This window comes from Pseudomonas sp. ANT_J28 (genome assembly GCF_008370005.1).
Taxonomy (GTDB): Bacteria; Pseudomonadota; Gammaproteobacteria; order Pseudomonadales; family Pseudomonadaceae; genus Aquipseudomonas; species Aquipseudomonas frigoris.
Genome location: NZ_VOBM01000011.1, coordinates 65,279 through 81,196, shown reverse-complemented (window position 1 = coordinate 81,196; position 15,918 = coordinate 65,279). Strand labels below are relative to the sequence as shown.

Genomic DNA, 15,918 nt, shown 5'->3' with positions numbered 1-15,918 from the left:
TTAGTGGGTTGTTGGAACGAGGCATATGGCTAGCCCCGATCATTCAGAACTGGCTCTACTCTCGCTCAAGTTGACGTTAACGTAAAGGGTGATTGACAGCCATTCGTCACAGGCTTACGTTAACGTAAAGGTGAGAGCCACATCACTGCCCTCCCTACCCTACAAAAAAGCCAAAAGGTGACCCATGAGCTACCCATCCCTGAACTTTGCCCTCGGTGAAACCATCGACATGCTGCGCGATCAGGTTCAGTCCTTCGTCGCCAAAGAGATCGCACCACGCGCCGCTCAGATCGACATTGACAACCTGTTCCCCGCCGACTTGTGGCGCAAATTCGGCGACATGGGCCTGCTGGGCGTGACCGTCCCGGAAGAGTACGGCGGCGCTGGCCTGGGTTACCTGGCTCACGTGGTAATCATGGAAGAAATCAGCCGCGGTTCGGCCTCGGTCGCCCTGTCCTACGGCGCGCACTCCAACCTCTGCGTCAACCAGATCAACCGCAACGGCAATCACGAACAGAAAACCAAATACCTGCCGAAACTGATCAGCGGCGAGCACATTGGCGCCCTGGCCATGAGCGAGCCGAATGCCGGTTCTGACGTGGTATCGATGAAATTGCGTGCCGATAAACGCGGCGATCACTACGTCCTCAACGGCAGCAAGACCTGGATCACCAACGGCCCGGACGCCAACACCTATGTGATCTACGCCAAGACCGACCTGGAAAAAGGCCCCCACGGCATCACCGCGTTCATCGTAGAACGTGATTCCAAAGGCTTCAGCCGCAGCAACAAATTCGACAAACTCGGCATGCGCGGTTCCAACACCTGCGAGCTGTTCTTCGACGACGTCGAAGTGCCGGAAGAAAACATCCTCGGCGTGCTCAACGGTGGCGTGAAAGTGCTGATGAGCGGCCTCGATTACGAACGCGTTGTCCTGTCCGGCGGCCCGACCGGGATCATGCAAGCCTGCATGGACTTGATCGTGCCGTACATCCACGACCGCAAACAGTTCGGCCAAAGCATCGGCGAATTCCAGCTGATCCAGGGCAAGGTCGCCGACATGTACACCCAACTCAACGCCAGCCGCGCCTACCTCTATGCGGTAGCGCAAGCGTGCGAACGCGGCGAAACCGCGCGCAAGGACGCCGCCGGAGTAATCCTCTACAGCGCCGAATGCGCGACCCGAATGGCCCTCGACGCGATCCAGATTCTCGGTGGCAATGGCTACATCAACGAATTCCCGGCCGGTCGTCTGCTGCGTGACGCCAAGCTGTACGAAATCGGTGCCGGCACCAGTGAGATCCGTCGCATGCTGATCGGTCGCGAACTGTTCAACGAAACCCGCTAAACGGAGCTGTCCATGGCTATCCTGCATACCCAGCTCAACCCCCGTTCGGCGGAGTTCGCGGCCAACAGCGCGGCGATGCTCAAACAGGTCGACGACCTGCACACCCTGCTCGCTAAAGTGCAGCAAGGTGGCGGCCCGAAGGCGCAAGAGCGCCATACCTCGCGGGGCAAACTGCTGCCTCGTGAACGGATCAATCGTCTACTCGATCCGGGTTCGCCGTTTCTCGAGATCAGCCAATTGGCGGCCTACGAGGTTTATGGCGAAGATGTTCCGGCCGCTGGCGTGATTGCCGGGATCGGCCGTGTGGAAGGCGTCGAATGCATGATCGTCGCCAACGACGCCACCGTAAAAGGTGGCTCGTATTACCCGCTGACCGTGAAAAAACACCTGCGCGCCCAAACCATCGCCCAGCAAAACCGCTTGCCGTGCATTTACCTGGTGGACTCTGGCGGCGCCAACCTGCCACGTCAGGATGAAGTGTTCCCGGACCGTGAGCACTTCGGACGGATCTTCTTCAATCAGGCCAACATGAGCGCCATGGGCATCCCGCAAATCGCGGTGGTCATGGGTTCCTGCACCGCCGGTGGCGCGTACGTACCGGCCATGGCCGACGAAGCGATCATGGTGCGCGAGCAAGCGACGATTTTCCTCGCCGGCCCGCCACTGGTAAAAGCCGCGACCGGTGAAGTGGTCAGCGCCGAAGACCTCGGTGGGGCCGATGTGCACTGCAAGATTTCCGGGGTGGCCGACCATTACGCCGAGAGCGACGAACACGCCTTGGCCATTGCGCGACGCAGCATCGCCAACCTCAACTGGCGCAAACTCGGTGAAGTGCAACAACGCACGCCCATCGCCCCGCTCTACAACAGCGACGAGTTGTACGGCGTGGTGTCGGCGGATGCCAAGCAGCCGTTCGACGTGCGCGAAGTGATCGCGCGGTTGGTGGACGGTTCGGTGTTCGACGAATTCAAAGCGCTGTTCGGGACGACCCTGGTGTGCGGCTTTGCCCACTTGCACGGTTACCCGATCGCCATCCTCGCCAACAACGGCATTCTGTTCGCCGAAGCCGCGCAGAAAGGAGCGCACTTCATCGAGCTGGCCTGTCAGCGCGGCATTCCATTGTTGTTCCTGCAAAACATCACCGGTTTCATGGTCGGCCAGAAATACGAGGCCGGCGGCATCGCCAAGCATGGCGCAAAACTGGTGACCGCCGTGGCGTGCGCCAAGGTGCCGAAATTCACCGTGATCATCGGGGGCAGTTTCGGTGCCGGTAACTACGGCATGTGCGGCCGGGCTTACGATCCACGCTTCCTGTGGATGTGGCCGAATGCGCGGATCGGCGTGATGGGCGCCGAGCAGGCTGCGGGTGTTTTGGTGCAGGTTAAACGCGAGCAGGCCGAGCGCAGTGGTCACGGTTTCAGCGCCGAGCAGGAAGCCGAGATCAAGCAACCGATCCTCGACCAGTATGAAGAACAGGGTCATCCCTACTACTCCAGCGCCCGGTTGTGGGACGACGGCGTCATCGACCCGGCGCAAACCCGCGATGTATTGGCCCTGGCCTTGTCGGCGTCGCTGAATGCGCCTGTCGAACAGAGCCGCTTCGGCGTGTTCCGGATGTGATCGGGAGAAAATCATGAGCGACTTCAACACCCTCGAACTGCTGACCGACCCGCGTGGTTTCGCGACCCTGTGGCTCAGCCGTGAAGAAAAGAACAACGCCTTCAACGCCGAAATGATCCGCGAACTGATCCTCGCACTGGACAAAGTGTCGAGCGACACCAGCCTGCGGTTTCTGCTGGTGCGCGGACGCGGCAAGCATTTCAGCGCCGGCGCAGACTTGGCCTGGATGCAGCAATCGGCCGAACTCGATTACCACACCAACCTCGACGACGCCCGGGAACTGGCGGAGTTGATGTACAACCTCGCCAAGCTGAAAGTCCCGACGCTGGCGGTGGTGCAAGGCGCTGCATTCGGTGGTGCGCTGGGCCTGATCAGTTGCTGCGACATGGCGATTGGCGCCGACGACGCGCAGTTCTGCCTGTCGGAAGTGCGCATCGGCCTGGCCCCGGCGGTGATCAGTCCGTTCGTGGTTCAAGCCATCGGCGAACGCGCGGCACGTCGCTATGCGCTGACTGCCGAGCGTTTCGGCGGACAACGAGCGCGGGAAATCGGCTTGTTATCGGAGAGTTATCCGATCGCTGAACTTGAACAGAAAGTCGAGCAATGGATCGACAACCTGTTGCTCAACAGCCCGGCCGCCATGCGCGCCAGCAAGGAATTGCTGCGCGAAGTCGGCCACGGCGCGCTGACCCCGGCACTACGCCGCTACACCGAAAACGCCATCGCCCGCATCCGCGTCAGCCCCGAAGGTCAGGAAGGCCTGCGGGCCTTTCTGCAAAAGCGTCCGCCGAGCTGGCAAGCCGAAACCACCACCAAGGAGCCGCGTTGATGAGCGCACCTGTTCTCACCACCCTGCTGGTGGCCAACCGCGGCGAAATCGCTTGCCGGGTGATGCGCACCGCCAAGGCCCTGGGCCTGACCACCGTGGCCGTGCACAGCGCCACCGACCGTGAAGCCCGGCACAGCCGCGAAGCGGATATCCGCGTCGACCTCGGTGGCAGCAAAGCCGCCGACAGTTACCTGCAAATCGACAAACTGATCGCCGCGGCCAAGGCTAGTGGCGCTCAGGCGATTCATCCGGGTTATGGCTTTCTTTCCGAGAACGCCGGGTTCGCCCGCGCGATCGAAGAAGCCGGCCTGATTTTCCTCGGCCCGCCCGCCTCGGCCATCGATGCGATGGGCAGCAAATCCGCGGCCAAAGCCTTGATGGAAACCGCCGGCGTGCCGCTGGTGCCTGGCTATCACGGTGAGGCTCAGGACCTCGACACCTTCCGCGACGCCTGCGAACGCATCGGTTATCCGGTGTTGCTCAAGGCCACCGCGGGCGGTGGCGGCAAAGGCATGAAAGTGGTCGAGGACGTCAGCCAGTTGGCCGAAGCCCTGGCCTCGGCCCAACGTGAAGCGAAATCCTCGTTCGGCGATTCGCGGATGCTGGTGGAGAAGTACCTGCTCAAACCGCGCCACGTGGAAATCCAGGTCTTCGCCGACCAGCATGGCAACTGCCTGTACCTCAACGAACGTGATTGCTCGATCCAGCGTCGGCACCAAAAAGTCGTTGAAGAAGCACCCGCTCCAGGCTTGAGCCCGGAACTGCGTCGCGCCATGGGTGAAGCCGCAGTGCGTTCGGCACAGGCCATCGGTTACGTCGGCGCCGGCACCGTGGAGTTTCTGCTGGATTCTCGCGGTGAGTTCTTCTTCATGGAGATGAACACCCGTCTGCAAGTCGAACACCCGGTCACCGAAGCCATCACCGGCCTCGATCTGGTGGCCTGGCAGATTCGTGTGGCTCGCGGCGAAGCGCTGCCGATGACTCAAGCCGAGGTTCCGCTGATCGGCCATGCCATCGAAGTACGGTTGTATGCCGAAGATCCGGGCAATGATTTCCTGCCGGCGACCGGTCGACTGGAGCTGTATCGTGAATCCGCGCAAGGTCCGGGACGGCGGGTGGACAGTGGCGTCGAAGAAGGCGATGAGATTTCACCGTTCTACGACCCGATGCTCGGCAAACTGATTGCCTGGGGCGAGGATCGTGAACAGGCGCGACTGCGGCTGCTGAGCATGCTCGATGAATTTGCCATTGGCGGGCTCAAGACCAACATCAACTTCCTGCGCCGGATCGTCGCTCATCCGGCATTTGCTGCGGCAGAGCTGGATACCGGGTTTATTCCGCGTTATCAGGAAGAACTGCTGCCAGTTGCCTCGGACCTCAGTGACGAATTCTGGCAAGCCGCCGCCCAGGCGTTTGCCCAAAGCCAGCCGAGGACGACCCGTGCCGATGACCCGGTTTCGCCTTGGGCCAACAGCAATGGTTTCCGCGCCGGACTGCCGACAGAAATCACCCTGCATTTGAGTTGTGAAGGCCAGGATCGCGCGCTGACGTTGGGCGACGCTGATGCCCACACAGCTCAACTCAGGAGCGAGCAACTGCTGACCGAGCACAACGGCCTGCGCCGCCAGCATCGGGCAATCCGCCGAGGCGACGTTCTGTATCTGCAATGGGAAGGTGAATTGCGCCGCATCGAGGCCTACGACCCGATCAGTGCCGTCGAGGCCAGTCACAGCCATCACGGCGGGCTGAGCGCTCCCATGAATGGCAGCATCGTGCGGGTATTGGTGGAAGCCGGGCAGACAGTCGAAGCCGGGGCGCAGTTGGTGGTGCTCGAGGCGATGAAAATGGAGCACAGCATTCGTGCACCACACGCCGGAGTGATCAAGGCGCTGTATTGCCAGGAAGGCGAGATGGTCAGTGAAGGCAGTGCATTGGTCGAGTTTGAGGAAGCATGAAATGAAGATCGGTCCTACGTCTTGCGAGGACCGATCTGATTAGAATTTGGCGGTTGCCTGAACCACTACGCCGATAATTCGGCACTCGTCGGTGAAGATAGCCTTCGGATAGGTCGGATTGAGCGGGACCAGGTAACGCTGCCCGCCCTCTTCGATCAGCTTGCGAAAGGTCGCCTCCGCGCTGTCCGGCCACTGGGCGATCACCAGTTTTCCGGGTTCCGGCACGATGGCCGGGTCCACCAGGATCATCATGCCCTCGGCAATGCTGATACCCGTGGGCGCGGTCATCGCATCGCCCACCACACTCAGCCAGAAGGCCGGGCCCTGGGCGTGGTAGTCGGTCAGCTCGAAGCGTTCCTCCTTGCGATACACCGTCAGCTCACCATCGCGCAGCTGCGCCGGCTCCTTCCAGTCACTGACCGGGTAGCGGAAGTACGGGTTGTACTTCAGCGCCAGAGGCATCTCCTCCTCTTCCAAGATGAGTGGTTCGCGGATCACCAGCGCCACTTCGAGAAAGTCCATGCCCAGCGCCTTCAACACACGGTTCATGTTGACGACGCCAGGGTCGCGGCGTTTATTCAGCCAGTGGCCGACGCCGCCCTGGGACATCCCGAGGCGATCTGCGAGTTCTTCTTGAGTGACTTTGAGCTCACTCATCTTGGCCTTGACCAACTCAATCCATTTATCCATGTGCAGCACGATACGTGGGCGCCTCCGGCCATCAAAACACAAATTGTAGTATTTAAACTTTCGTCATAAATACAGTTAGTACTAGGATTGGTTCACGGATCTGAACCTATCACGGAGCTTGCCATCACCATGTCCATCCCCTGCAACGACCTGCCCGACATGCAAATCGACACTTCCCTCACCTCGCCCAAAGGCTCTGCCGCCGCGCAACGAGCACTGGACTATTACTTGAAACCAACTGTTTCAGAGGAAGTGGTCGAAGAACGTTTCTTTGACGTAAACCGCAACATCAGCTGCGAAGAGGCGCTGGTCCATGCCACGGATTTGCTGCGTTGTGCCGCCGCCATCGCGTACGAGTCAGCCAGCAATTTGCAGGGCGCAAGTCGGGACCTGGCGTTTTCGGCGGTACACATGATCGACATGGCCAAGGCGATGGTGGATCGATCCCTGGAGGGCGATCAGAACGGGTGAGACGAGGGTACTGTCGAGGAGGACGGGAAAGAGCTTTCCAATCGCGCAAATAAAAACATTTGACTTGTAAATGATAATGATTATTATTGCATGCAGCTGGTCGCGAGATCAGTCGATTGTCCAAGTGACCTTAGGTCGGTCTCCTGGACTATCTCCTCATCAGGCTAATCACGGTTTTCGACCCGGCTTTTGCCGGGTCTTTTTTTGCCAGTTATTCTGGCTTTACCTTCAGGCTAATGAAGTCTTTAGGTGCTGCAAATTCGATGGCGCGGATGATATCAAAAGAATATCCGTTGGCAAGAGAAGCCCGGCATCATTGGCCAAAACCAATCAAAAAATAGCGCTTGAGAATCAATCGTACAGTCTCTAAGCTGCGTCGGCGTCAGGGAGGACGCCCCCCGCTTCAGCGCAGAATTTCCCCCGGTTTTTCCCTTCCCAGCGTGTAAAGTAGCAGCCATAAAATCATATTCAGGAATCGACTATGACCGTGGCTAAATCCTCTTTCGACATCAGTGCCAACTTCGACAGTGGCAACATTGAAGTGCTGGACATCAGCAATCCGTTGCAAGCCCTGCTGGCCATCAAGCCAGACACCCGCAGCCAGCACTTTCAGTGGTTCCACTTCAAGGCCAGCGGCCTGCACGTCGGTCAGGAACACTGGTTTCGTCTGAACAATGCCAGCAAGTCCTCCTACAACAAGGCCTGGGATGGTTATCAGGCGGTAGCGTCCTACGACCACGTCAACTGGTTCCGGGTGCCGACCATTTTCGAAGGTGACTGCCTGCGCTTCAGCCTTGAGGCCACCGCCACCCACGCCTGGTTTGCTTACTTCGAACCCTACAGCCGTGGCCGTCACGACTGGCTGATCGAGCAAGCGCTGACCAAGGCTGGCACCGAACTGCTGGCCACCGGCAAGAGCGTCGAAGGTCGAGACATCCAGTTGCTGCGTAAAGGCACGGGCGCCGAAGGTCAACGCAAGGTCTGGATCATCGCCCAGCAACATCCCGGTGAACACATGGCCGAGTGGTTCATGGAAGGCGTGATCGAACGTCTCGAAAAACACGACGACCCGATATTGAACAAACTGCTGACTAGCGCCGATCTATATTTGGTTCCGAACATGAACCCGGACGGCGCTTTCCACGGTCACCTGCGCACCAACGCCATGGGCCAGGACCTGAACCGCGCCTGGCAGAGCGCCAACCAGGAAATCAGCCCGGAAGTGCTGTTCGTTCAGCAGCAGATGGAAAAGTACGGCGTGGACCTGTTCCTCGACATCCATGGCGATGAAGAAATCCCCTACGTGTTCACCGCCGGTTGCGAAGGTAACCCGGGCTACACGCCACGAATCGAAAAACTTGAAGAGCATTTCCGCAGTCATCTGAAGCACCTGACCAAGGACTTCCAGACCAAGCACGGCTACACCCGCGACGAACCGGGCAAAGCCAACATGACCCTGGCGTGCAACAGCGTTGGCGAGAAATTCGACTGCCTGTCGCTAACCCTCGAAATGCCCTTCAAGGACAACAACGATGCGCCGAATGCGCTGACCGGCTGGTCTGGCAAACGCTCGAAGCAATTGGGCAAGGACGTGCTGACGACTGTGGCGGACATGGTCGATACATTGCGCTGATCACGCTCGATGGCTGCATGTCCGGCATGCAGCCATGCCTCACTCGGCAGCGATCCGCACGCAATCCTCAGGTCCCAGCAAGCGCCCATCCTCGGCACGTAGTTCCAGCGTCTGCACCGGTCGGCCGTTCTCTCGGTCAACAACCCGCGAGTGCGCCTCCCCTGCCTCATAGAAAAACGCCTCGCCCCATTGGCGCAATCCGATGATCAACGGGAACAGGCCTTTGCCTTTTTCGGTCAGCACATATTCCTGATACACACTGCCGTCCGATGCCGGCACCAGGTCGAAAATGCCATGGACCACCAAGGTGCGCAGCCGCGCAGACAAAATATTCTTGGCCATGCCCAAATTGCGCTGAAACTCCCCGAACCGGCGTATGCCGTCAAATGCATCGCGCACGATCAGCAACGACCACCAATCACCAATGGCATCCAGGGAACGGGCAACCGGACATTCGGCGTTTTCCATGCTTGTACGTTTAGCCATGAGCGCGCTCACATCAATCCAAATGTAGTTGCAATATAAAACCAGCTTCCTTACCGTACAACTGGTTTCACTTTGAAACCACACAAGGAAGCCCGTCATGAAACCTGATCATCCATTGAGCGGCGCCGTGGTGCTGCTGTTTGCCATCGCCTGCGGCCTGGCCGTCGGCAATGTTTACTACGCACAACCGCTGCTCGATGCCATGGCCGAGGCCTTCGCCATGGACCCCGCAACCATCGGCATCGTCGTCACGCTGACGCAAGTCGGTTACGGCGCAGGCTTGGTGTTGCTGGTGCCGCTGGGTGATCTGCTCAATCGCCGGCGCCTGATCGTTACGCAAACTGTGCTGTCGGCGCTGGCCTTGCTCACGATCGCACTGGCGCCTGACAACATCTGGCTGCTGGTCGGCATGACATTGACCGGGTTATTGGCTGTCGTGACACAAGTGTTGGTGGCCTACGCCGCGACATTGGCCATCCCGGAACAGCGAGGGCGTGTGGTCGGTGAGGTCACCAGCGGCATCGTCGTCGGTATTCTGCTCGCCCGGACAGTGGCCGGCGGCATGGCTGACCTCGCCGGCTGGCGTTCGATTTATCTGTTGTCGGCGGTTTTGACGCTGGTGATGGCGTTGCTGCTGTTTCGTGTGTTGCCCAAACATGAAGTTGCGCAACCCGCCAGTTCCTACGGCGCCTTACTGGGCTCGGTATTCACGCTGTTCAAGGAAGAACCGGTGCTGCGCCAGCGGGCGGTGCTCGCGCTACTGACCTTCGCCAGCGCCATGGTGTTGTGGACGCCCATGGTGCTGCCGCTGGGCGCCCCGCCGCTGTCGTTGTCCCACACACAAATCGGATTATTCGGACTGGCAGGTGCCGCCGGTGCATTGGCCGCCGCTCGCGCCGGGCATCTGGCTGATCGCGGTTTGGGGCAATGGACCAGCGGTTTGTCGCTCTTGCTGATGCTGGTTTCCTGGCTGCCGATCGCCTTCACCCAGTCCTCATTGTGGGCATTGCTGCTTGGCGTGATTACGTTGGATCTGGGTTTGCAGGCCGTGCACGTCACCAGCCAGAGCATGATCTACAGCGTGCGGCCCGAAGCCCAAAGCCGACTCACCGCCGGCTACATGCTGTTCTATTCAATTGGCAGCGCCTTGGGGTCGATCGGTTCGACGGCGATGTACGCGTGGGCCGGGTGGCTCGGCGTATGCCTGCTGGGCGCAGGCATCAATGCTGTGGCGTTGATCTATTGGTGGCGAACGCTCGCCACAATAGATTTTGGAAGATCAGATCAGCCGCGATCCTTGCCCCGCAACATGCTGTCCAGCACGTCATCGCGGCGCACCCAACCATGAAACAGCGCCGCCGCCAAATGCAGCAGCACCGTCAGGAACAACAAATATGCCAAATACCCGTGAGCCTTGCGCAGGAAAGCAAACACCTGCGCATTGGCCGGCAGGATCGATGGCAACTGCAATGAGCTGCTGAGCATCACCGGATCCCCCGCCGCCGAAATCATCGCCCAGCCCAGTAGCGGCAGAATCAGCATCAACGCGTACAGCAAAACATGTGAAGCCCTGGCCGCCAGCGCTTGCCAACCCGGCAGATCCGCCGGCAGCGGTGGCTGTTGAGTGGAAAAGCGCACGGCCAGGCGCACGATCACCAACAGCAGAATCGCGACGCCCAAGGGTTTGTGCAGATGAATCAGCCACTCATAACGCTCGGACACCGAAGCGGCCATGCCCGCGCCGATAAACAGCATGGCAATGATCATCAGCGCCATCAGCCAGTGCAGCAATCGCGCTAAAGGCGCGAAGTGGTTCGGTTGAGCGCTCATTGACGAGACTCCTGTTTATTAGCGGCGGGCAACTGGCTGACTTCGCTGGTACGACGCAAGTAGGAAGTGGCGTACCCCGCTGAACGAGCGGCGAGCAATGGGTCGTCGGAACCTTCTATGCCGGCGGGCAGTACCAGCGGGTCGTAGTTGATGTCACGGCATTCGCCATTGAGTTGAGGTTGAGTGCTTTCGAGCACCAGAGTGCCGGCGTTCAACACTTTGCGACCCTCGGGCCAGGCTTTGCTGGCGTCATTGACCGGATCACCGGGGTTGGCCAGGGTGATGTTCAGCTGCCAACGCAGCGGCCCTGCGGAAATACGCTGATCCAGGTCTTTCTCCAGGAATTCACCCCCTTCAGGCGCCGTAGCACCCGCTGCATCCTGAGCGACGGGCACCATGCTCCAGCGCACCGCCTGCCGTTGTCCCGCAGCATTCACCAAGTAAAACGCATTGACGCTGTTGTAGGTTTCCGTCACGTAACTGGCCGACGGCTTGGCGGTTTTGATCCAGGCCAGGAACGGTGCAGCTTCCGGATGCGAGCCGAAGAACGCCGGCACCGCGGTGGGGTTCGGCTTGCCGGTGGCCGGGTCCGGCGACTGGGCCTGCTGAAATTGATAGAACGCTTCAGGCGTACCCACCGGGAACACCGGCATGCTGTTCATCCCGGTGCGCCACTGCTGGCCGTTGGCCTGGGTGAAGCGCAGGGCCAGACTGCGGATCGGCACGCTGTTGTCTGGCGCATAAGGATTACCGGCCGGTAATGCGAAACGCCCGACCACCGGGGTCCGCGCAACATTGAACACCTGCGCGCTGGAATAGCTGCGCGCCTCACCGCTGCTTTCGAAATGTCCAATCACGCACACGCCTTTGGAGTGGTTACGCCGGAAACCCGGGTGCACGCCGTTGTTGGTCTCCAGCACATTGATCAGCTTTTTCGGCGTCAGGCGCTGTGGGTCAAAGGTGCCGTTGACGTAGGCAAAAGCCCCGGCCAGGGCGGCAACCACCACAGCGATACCGGCCAGACGTAACGTCAGGCTCGCGGCACTCAAGGGTGGCCGGGTTGGCGGTGATGAGCGATCTACCATGAAAGACTCCAGGGCCATCGGCCACAAGTGAGAAGGATCAAGCAGACGAACCCCACGGCGGTTTATTCCGTCACGCGGTATTTATTTTTTCAGGCGTGGAATAACCTCGCATGCCGGGCGTCTCTCTAGTCCACAGCGTAGTGACTAGCCAGAACTTCATGAACGATATCGACGAACGACTGAGAGAAATCATTCCCAGACTACTCAAATGATCAACCTGCCCCCAAGCGAGCGTGACCTGCACGCCTATGTCGACCAGCAACTCAGCGATGCCGACCGACGTCTGGTGGAGACTTTTCTGGCCAGCAACGCTGAAGTGGCTGCCAAAGTGCGTGCCTGGCAGCAGGACGCCCAGCAACTGCGCGCGGCATTAAGCGGTGCCCTGCAGCAACCGGCCAATCCAGACCTCGACCCGGCGCTGATTCGCCAACGCCTCAAACGACAATCTCGCCGTCACCTGACCAGCGCTGCCGTGTTGCTGATCGCGGTCAGCGTCGGCGGGTTCAGCGGTTGGCAAGCTCGGGAGATGACGCTCATCAGTGCCACACCGCCGATGACCGATGCCCTGCAGGCCTATCGCCTGATTGCCCAGCAAGGCATCCTGCCGGCCGATTACAAAGTCAGCGACGACGGTGATATGCAGGGTTGGCTTGACCGCTATTTCACTCAAGCCAATCGCTTGCCTGACCTCTCGGGCGCCGGTTTCAAACCGGTCAGCGGACGCTTGCTGAGCACCGAGCAAGGGCCAGCGGCGATGGTGGTCTACGAGGATCAAAGCGGCCATAAGGTCAGCTTCTACGTCCGCCCACCGGGTCCGAAAAACTACCTGTTGCCCAGGGGCAGTCGCAGCGATGGCGAATTGCAGGCCGAGTACTGGTCGGGGGGCGGGTATAACTACGCGATGGTCAGCCCGACCGATACGCCGGCGGCGCAGATGCTCAAGCAGACCGTCCAGTTCTGAACACACCACCAAGCCCGCTTGGATTTGTCCAGGTTTCAGCCCTGCCCGAACACTTGCGAAGGCCTACGCAGTAACGGGTCGAACGGATTGATCCGCGGCCCGATCAGCGCTGCTTCGCGCTTGAGCATTTCGACCACCGTCGGCAAGCGATCCGGCCCGAGCCGATCACTCACGGTGGCCACACTCAACGCCGCCACGGCCCGCCCTTCACGATCCAGAATCGGCACCGCCACCCCGGCCATGCCCTGCAACACGCCGGTGTTGCGTCCGGCATAACCGAGCTTGCGCACGTTCTCGACTTCCGAGCGCAGGAATACCTCGTCGTACAGGTGAAAATCCTTGAGCCGTGGCAAGTTGTAGTGAATCACCGTGTCGCGCTCTTCTTCCGGCAAAAACGCCAGAATCGCCAGGCTACCCTGCCCCACACCCAGTGCCACCCGCCCGCCGATGTCTCCGGTAAACGTGCGGATCGGAAACGGCCCTTCACTGCGATCCAGGCAGATCGCATCAAAACCACTGCGCGCCAGCAAGAACAACGAATCCCCCAACGACGCCGACAGCCGCAGCAACGCCGGACGCACCAGTTCGCGCAGGTTTCCGGTGTTCCCGGCGCGGGCTGCCAGGGCGAAAAATTCCAGACTCAAGCGATAGCGTTTGCTGCGCGCATCCTGCTCGACCATGCCCTCATCCATCAAACTGCGCAGCAATCGGTGCGTGGTCGGTTGCGACAACCCGATGCGCTGAGCCAGTTGCGTCACCCGCTCCCCGCCCTCGACGGTGTCACCCAGACTGCGCAGCACGGCAAACAGTCTGGAGACGGCGCCAACACCGACTTCATTTTTGCTTTCATTCCGCTCAATGGAATCTGTCATGGATTTTCTCGAGTATTAATTTACTCACCGAATGAAATTGAAAATAGGCATTGCTTCAGTGAAATAGATCATTGAGCCCATCCTATTCTTCGTCCTACTCTGCGTCCAGACAGGGGCGATTCGAACAACAGCGGCAGCCGACTGAAGTCGAGCGCCAACGCACCCAGCAAGACCTTTTCGTATCTGCCCATACAAAAAAGCGCGCCTTCGGGCGACGCATAACAATCTCAGGTGGAGCGCAGTTATGGCTTTTGTGCAACTTGAAGGACTCGGCAAACGTTACGGTGAGATCGACGCCGTCGTTGCCACCAACCTCTCGGTCGAGAAAGGCGAGTTCGTCTCGCTGCTCGGCCCCTCCGGATGCGGCAAAACCACCACCCTGCAAATGATCGCCGGCTTCGTTGAAGTCACGAGCGGTCGCATCCTGCTGGACGGTCGCGACATCACCCACGCCAAACCCGCCAGCCGTGGTCTGGGCGTGGTGTTCCAGAGTTACGCACTGTTCCCGCACATGACCGTGAAAGACAACGTCGCCTTCGGCCTGCGCATGCGCAAAGTGGCCAACGGCGAGTTGCAGCAGCGAGTGGACCGGGTGCTGAAACTGGTACGCCTCAACCAGCATGCCGAGCGTTATCCCCGGGAGCTCTCCGGCGGCCAGCGTCAACGCGTTGCCCTCGCTCGGGCCCTGGTGATCGAGCCGCCGGTGCTGCTGCTCGATGAGCCGCTGTCCAACCTCGACGCCAACCTGCGCGAAGAGATGCAATTCGAAATCCGCCGCATCCAGCGCGAAGTCGGGATCACCACGTTGATGGTCACCCATGACCAGTCCGAAGCGCTGTCCATCAGCGACCGGGTGGTGGTGATGCAGGCCGGGCGCATTACCCAGATCGACGCGCCTTACACCCTCTACGAACACCCGCGCACCGAGTTCATTTCCGGGTTCGTCGGCAAGGCCAACCTGCTGCCGGGCGAGCGTGATAGCGCCGGTGTTGTTCAGGTGTGCAGCCGTGGCGACGGCGAACTGACCTTGAGCCTGCGTCCGGAAAAAATCGATCTGCGGGATAAAGGTCAGGGTCGCCTGCAAGGCAACATCGTCAGTCGCTTCTTTCTTGGCAGCCAATGGCTGTACGGCGTGTCGACGACCCTGGGCGAACTCAGCGTGGTGCGCCGCAACGACGGTTCGGCACCGCTGACCGAAGGCACGGCGGTCGGGCTCGATTGGGACGCAACGTTGCTGCGGGTGCTGAGTGTCGACGAGGTGCCGGCATGAGCACGCTTGTCGCCATTCGCCAGGGACGCCAGGGTTACTGGCTGTCGACACCGGCCCTGGCCTTATACCTCGGCCTGCTGGTTATTCCGCTGCTGCTGACCTTGGTGCTGTCGTTCAACGTCTTCGACTACAGCTCGGGGATCAACGGCGACGCCTACACCCTCGACCACTACAGCAGCCTGCTGGGTGACCCGTACTTCTACGAAATCTTTCTGCGCACGATGTGGATCAGCGCCCTGACCACCCTGCTCTGCGTGGTGATCGGCGTGCCCGAGGCCTACATCCTCAGCCGCATGGGCGCACCGTGGCGCTCGATTTTCCTGATTCTGATCCTCACCCCGTTGCTGATTTCGGTGGTGGTGCGCGCCTTCGGCTGGAGCCTGTTGCTGGGTGCCGACGGCTTGGTCAACCAGACCCTGCAAGCCTTCGGTGGCTCGCCAATGAAACTGCTGTACACGCCGTTCGCGGTGGTGATCGCGCTGGTCCACGTGATGCTGCCGTTCATGATCATTCCGGTCTGGACCTCGTTGCAAAAACTCGACCCGGCCGCCGAGCAGGCCGCGATGTCCCTCGGTGCCAGCCACTTCACCATGATGCGCCAAGTGGTGCTGCCGCAAATCATGCCCGGTGTGCTCTCCGGCACCTTGATCGTGTTCGGTCTCGCCGCCAGTTCGTTTGCCATCCCCGGCCTCCTCGGCGGACGCCGACTGAAAATGGTCGCCACGCTGATCTACGACCAGTACCTGTCGGAGCTCAACTGGCCGATGGGTGCGGCCATCGCCGTGGCCCTGCTGTTGCTCAACCTGCTGATCATGCTGTCGTGGAACCGGATGATCGAAGGCCGCTACAAGAAGTCATTGGGATAACT

At 60.1% G+C, this 15,918-nt stretch carries 15 protein-coding genes; 10 read left to right on the top strand and 5 right to left on the bottom strand.

Going from position 1 to position 15,918, the window contains the following annotated elements; translation table 11 throughout:
• The first annotated feature begins 184 nt into the window (after positions 1-184).
• From FQ187_RS10225 to FQ187_RS10210, 4 genes are read left to right on the top strand one after another with little or no spacing between them, the layout of a single operon-like run.
• On the top strand, positions 185-1,348 hold the full coding sequence (locus FQ187_RS10225) for an isovaleryl-CoA dehydrogenase (protein WP_046047545.1): 1,164 nt from the start codon (positions 185-187) through the stop codon (positions 1,346-1,348).
• 12 nt (positions 1,349-1,360) lie between these two features.
• Positions 1,361-2,968, top strand: a complete 1,608-nt coding sequence (locus FQ187_RS10220; RefSeq protein ID WP_149629370.1) for a carboxyl transferase domain-containing protein — start codon at positions 1,361-1,363, stop codon at positions 2,966-2,968.
• Positions 2,969-2,981: 13 nt separating this feature from the next.
• Complete coding sequence (locus FQ187_RS10215; protein ID WP_149629369.1) at positions 2,982-3,797, top strand: gamma-carboxygeranoyl-CoA hydratase; 816 nt, start codon at positions 2,982-2,984, stop codon at positions 3,795-3,797.
• Positions 3,797-5,752 (top strand): acetyl/propionyl/methylcrotonyl-CoA carboxylase subunit alpha, encoded by a 1,956-nt coding sequence (locus tag FQ187_RS10210; RefSeq protein WP_149629368.1) that lies wholly within the window; start codon positions 3,797-3,799, stop codon positions 5,750-5,752. Before FQ187_RS10215 ends, FQ187_RS10210 begins: the two co-directional genes overlap by 1 nt.
• A 39-nt stretch (positions 5,753-5,791) precedes the next feature.
• Here FQ187_RS10210 and FQ187_RS10205 read toward each other — a convergent pair whose 3' ends face one another.
• Positions 5,792-6,442: a LexA family transcriptional regulator gene (locus tag FQ187_RS10205; RefSeq protein ID WP_149629367.1), complete on the bottom strand. Its 651-nt coding sequence runs from the start codon at positions 6,440-6,442 to the stop codon at positions 5,792-5,794.
• Positions 6,443-6,571: 129 nt separating this feature from the next.
• Between FQ187_RS10205 and FQ187_RS10200 the strand changes: the two genes are divergently transcribed.
• The gene (locus FQ187_RS10200; RefSeq protein ID WP_149629366.1) at positions 6,572-6,913 is read left to right on the top strand and encodes a DUF6124 family protein; all 342 of its coding nucleotides are present in this window, start codon (positions 6,572-6,574) and stop codon (positions 6,911-6,913) included.
• A 481-nt stretch (positions 6,914-7,394) separates the two neighbouring features.
• A complete protein-coding gene (locus tag FQ187_RS10195; protein WP_149629365.1) occupies positions 7,395-8,546 on the top strand; it encodes a carboxypeptidase family protein in 1,152 nt (383 codons plus the stop codon).
• A gap of 39 nt (positions 8,547-8,585) precedes the next feature.
• Here FQ187_RS10195 and FQ187_RS10190 read toward each other — a convergent pair whose 3' ends face one another.
• Positions 8,586-9,032 carry a helix-turn-helix domain-containing protein gene (locus FQ187_RS10190; RefSeq protein WP_149629364.1) on the bottom strand — a complete coding sequence of 149 codons (447 nt, stop codon included), beginning with the start codon at positions 9,030-9,032 and terminating at the stop codon, positions 8,586-8,588.
• Positions 9,033-9,129: 97 nt separating this feature from the next.
• Here FQ187_RS10190 and FQ187_RS10185 point away from each other — a divergent pair, with 97 nt between their 5' ends.
• Positions 9,130-10,380, top strand: coding sequence for an MFS transporter (locus tag FQ187_RS10185; protein WP_256667291.1), 1,251 nt, complete (start codon positions 9,130-9,132; stop codon positions 10,378-10,380).
• Here FQ187_RS10185 and FQ187_RS10180 read toward each other — a convergent pair.
• Both FQ187_RS10180 and FQ187_RS10175 read right to left on the bottom strand, forming a co-directional pair.
• Positions 10,317-10,862: a cytochrome b gene (locus tag FQ187_RS10180; RefSeq protein WP_149629363.1), complete on the bottom strand. Its 546-nt coding sequence runs from the start codon at positions 10,860-10,862 to the stop codon at positions 10,317-10,319. The two genes, FQ187_RS10185 and FQ187_RS10180, sit on opposite strands and share 64 nt — an antisense overlap.
• On the bottom strand, positions 10,859-11,947 hold the full coding sequence (locus tag FQ187_RS10175; RefSeq protein ID WP_149629362.1) for a catalase family peroxidase: 1,089 nt from the start codon (positions 11,945-11,947) through the stop codon (positions 10,859-10,861). The genes FQ187_RS10180 and FQ187_RS10175 overlap by 4 nt, the downstream gene beginning before the upstream one ends.
• A 208-nt stretch (positions 11,948-12,155) precedes the next feature.
• On the opposite strand from FQ187_RS10175, the gene FQ187_RS10165 reads away from it, so the two are divergent.
• The gene (locus tag FQ187_RS10165) at positions 12,156-12,908 is read left to right on the top strand and encodes an anti-sigma factor (RefSeq protein ID WP_149629361.1); all 753 of its coding nucleotides are present in this window, start codon (positions 12,156-12,158) and stop codon (positions 12,906-12,908) included.
• 35 nt (positions 12,909-12,943) lie between these two features.
• Here the strand turns inward: FQ187_RS10165 and FQ187_RS10160 are convergent, their stop codons facing one another.
• Positions 12,944-13,780: an IclR family transcriptional regulator gene (locus FQ187_RS10160; RefSeq protein ID WP_149629360.1), complete on the bottom strand. Its 837-nt coding sequence runs from the start codon at positions 13,778-13,780 to the stop codon at positions 12,944-12,946.
• Between the two features lie 244 nt (positions 13,781-14,024).
• Here FQ187_RS10160 and FQ187_RS10155 point away from each other — a divergent pair, with 244 nt between their 5' ends.
• Both FQ187_RS10155 and FQ187_RS10150 read left to right on the top strand, forming a co-directional pair.
• Positions 14,025-15,050 carry an ABC transporter ATP-binding protein gene (locus tag FQ187_RS10155; RefSeq protein ID WP_149629359.1) on the top strand — a complete coding sequence of 342 codons (1,026 nt, stop codon included), beginning with the start codon at positions 14,025-14,027 and terminating at the stop codon, positions 15,048-15,050.
• Positions 15,047-15,916 (top strand): ABC transporter permease, encoded by an 870-nt coding sequence (locus tag FQ187_RS10150; RefSeq protein WP_149629358.1) that lies wholly within the window; start codon positions 15,047-15,049, stop codon positions 15,914-15,916. Before FQ187_RS10155 ends, FQ187_RS10150 begins: the two co-directional genes overlap by 4 nt.
• The last annotated feature ends 2 nt before the right edge of the window (positions 15,917-15,918 follow it).

Excerpts from the sequence above, each read along its gene's own strand:
- FQ187_RS10225 (WP_046047545.1), top strand. The coding sequence starts at position 185 with ATGAGCTACCCATCCCTGAACTTTGCCCTCGGTGAAACCATCGACATG.
- FQ187_RS10220 (WP_149629370.1), top strand. The coding sequence starts at position 1,361 with ATGGCTATCCTGCATACCCAGCTCAACCCCCGTTCGGCGGAGTTCGCG.
- FQ187_RS10215 (WP_149629369.1), top strand. The coding sequence starts at position 2,982 with ATGAGCGACTTCAACACCCTCGAACTGCTGACCGACCCGCGTGGTTTC.
- FQ187_RS10210 (WP_149629368.1), top strand. The coding sequence starts at position 3,797 with ATGAGCGCACCTGTTCTCACCACCCTGCTGGTGGCCAACCGCGGCGAA.
- FQ187_RS10205 (WP_149629367.1), bottom strand. The coding sequence starts at position 6,442 with ATGGATAAATGGATTGAGTTGGTCAAGGCCAAGATGAGTGAGCTCAAA.
- FQ187_RS10200 (WP_149629366.1), top strand. The coding sequence starts at position 6,572 with ATGTCCATCCCCTGCAACGACCTGCCCGACATGCAAATCGACACTTCC.
- FQ187_RS10195 (WP_149629365.1), top strand. The coding sequence starts at position 7,395 with ATGACCGTGGCTAAATCCTCTTTCGACATCAGTGCCAACTTCGACAGT.
- FQ187_RS10190 (WP_149629364.1), bottom strand. The coding sequence starts at position 9,032 with ATGGCTAAACGTACAAGCATGGAAAACGCCGAATGTCCGGTTGCCCGT.
- FQ187_RS10185 (WP_256667291.1), top strand. The coding sequence starts at position 9,130 with ATGAAACCTGATCATCCATTGAGCGGCGCCGTGGTGCTGCTGTTTGCC.
- FQ187_RS10180 (WP_149629363.1), bottom strand. The coding sequence starts at position 10,862 with ATGAGCGCTCAACCGAACCACTTCGCGCCTTTAGCGCGATTGCTGCAC.
- FQ187_RS10175 (WP_149629362.1), bottom strand. The coding sequence starts at position 11,947 with ATGGTAGATCGCTCATCACCGCCAACCCGGCCACCCTTGAGTGCCGCG.
- FQ187_RS10165 (WP_149629361.1), top strand. The coding sequence starts at position 12,156 with ATGATCAACCTGCCCCCAAGCGAGCGTGACCTGCACGCCTATGTCGAC.
- FQ187_RS10160 (WP_149629360.1), bottom strand. The coding sequence starts at position 13,780 with ATGACAGATTCCATTGAGCGGAATGAAAGCAAAAATGAAGTCGGTGTT.
- FQ187_RS10155 (WP_149629359.1), top strand. The coding sequence starts at position 14,025 with ATGGCTTTTGTGCAACTTGAAGGACTCGGCAAACGTTACGGTGAGATC.
- FQ187_RS10150 (WP_149629358.1), top strand. The coding sequence starts at position 15,047 with ATGAGCACGCTTGTCGCCATTCGCCAGGGACGCCAGGGTTACTGGCTG.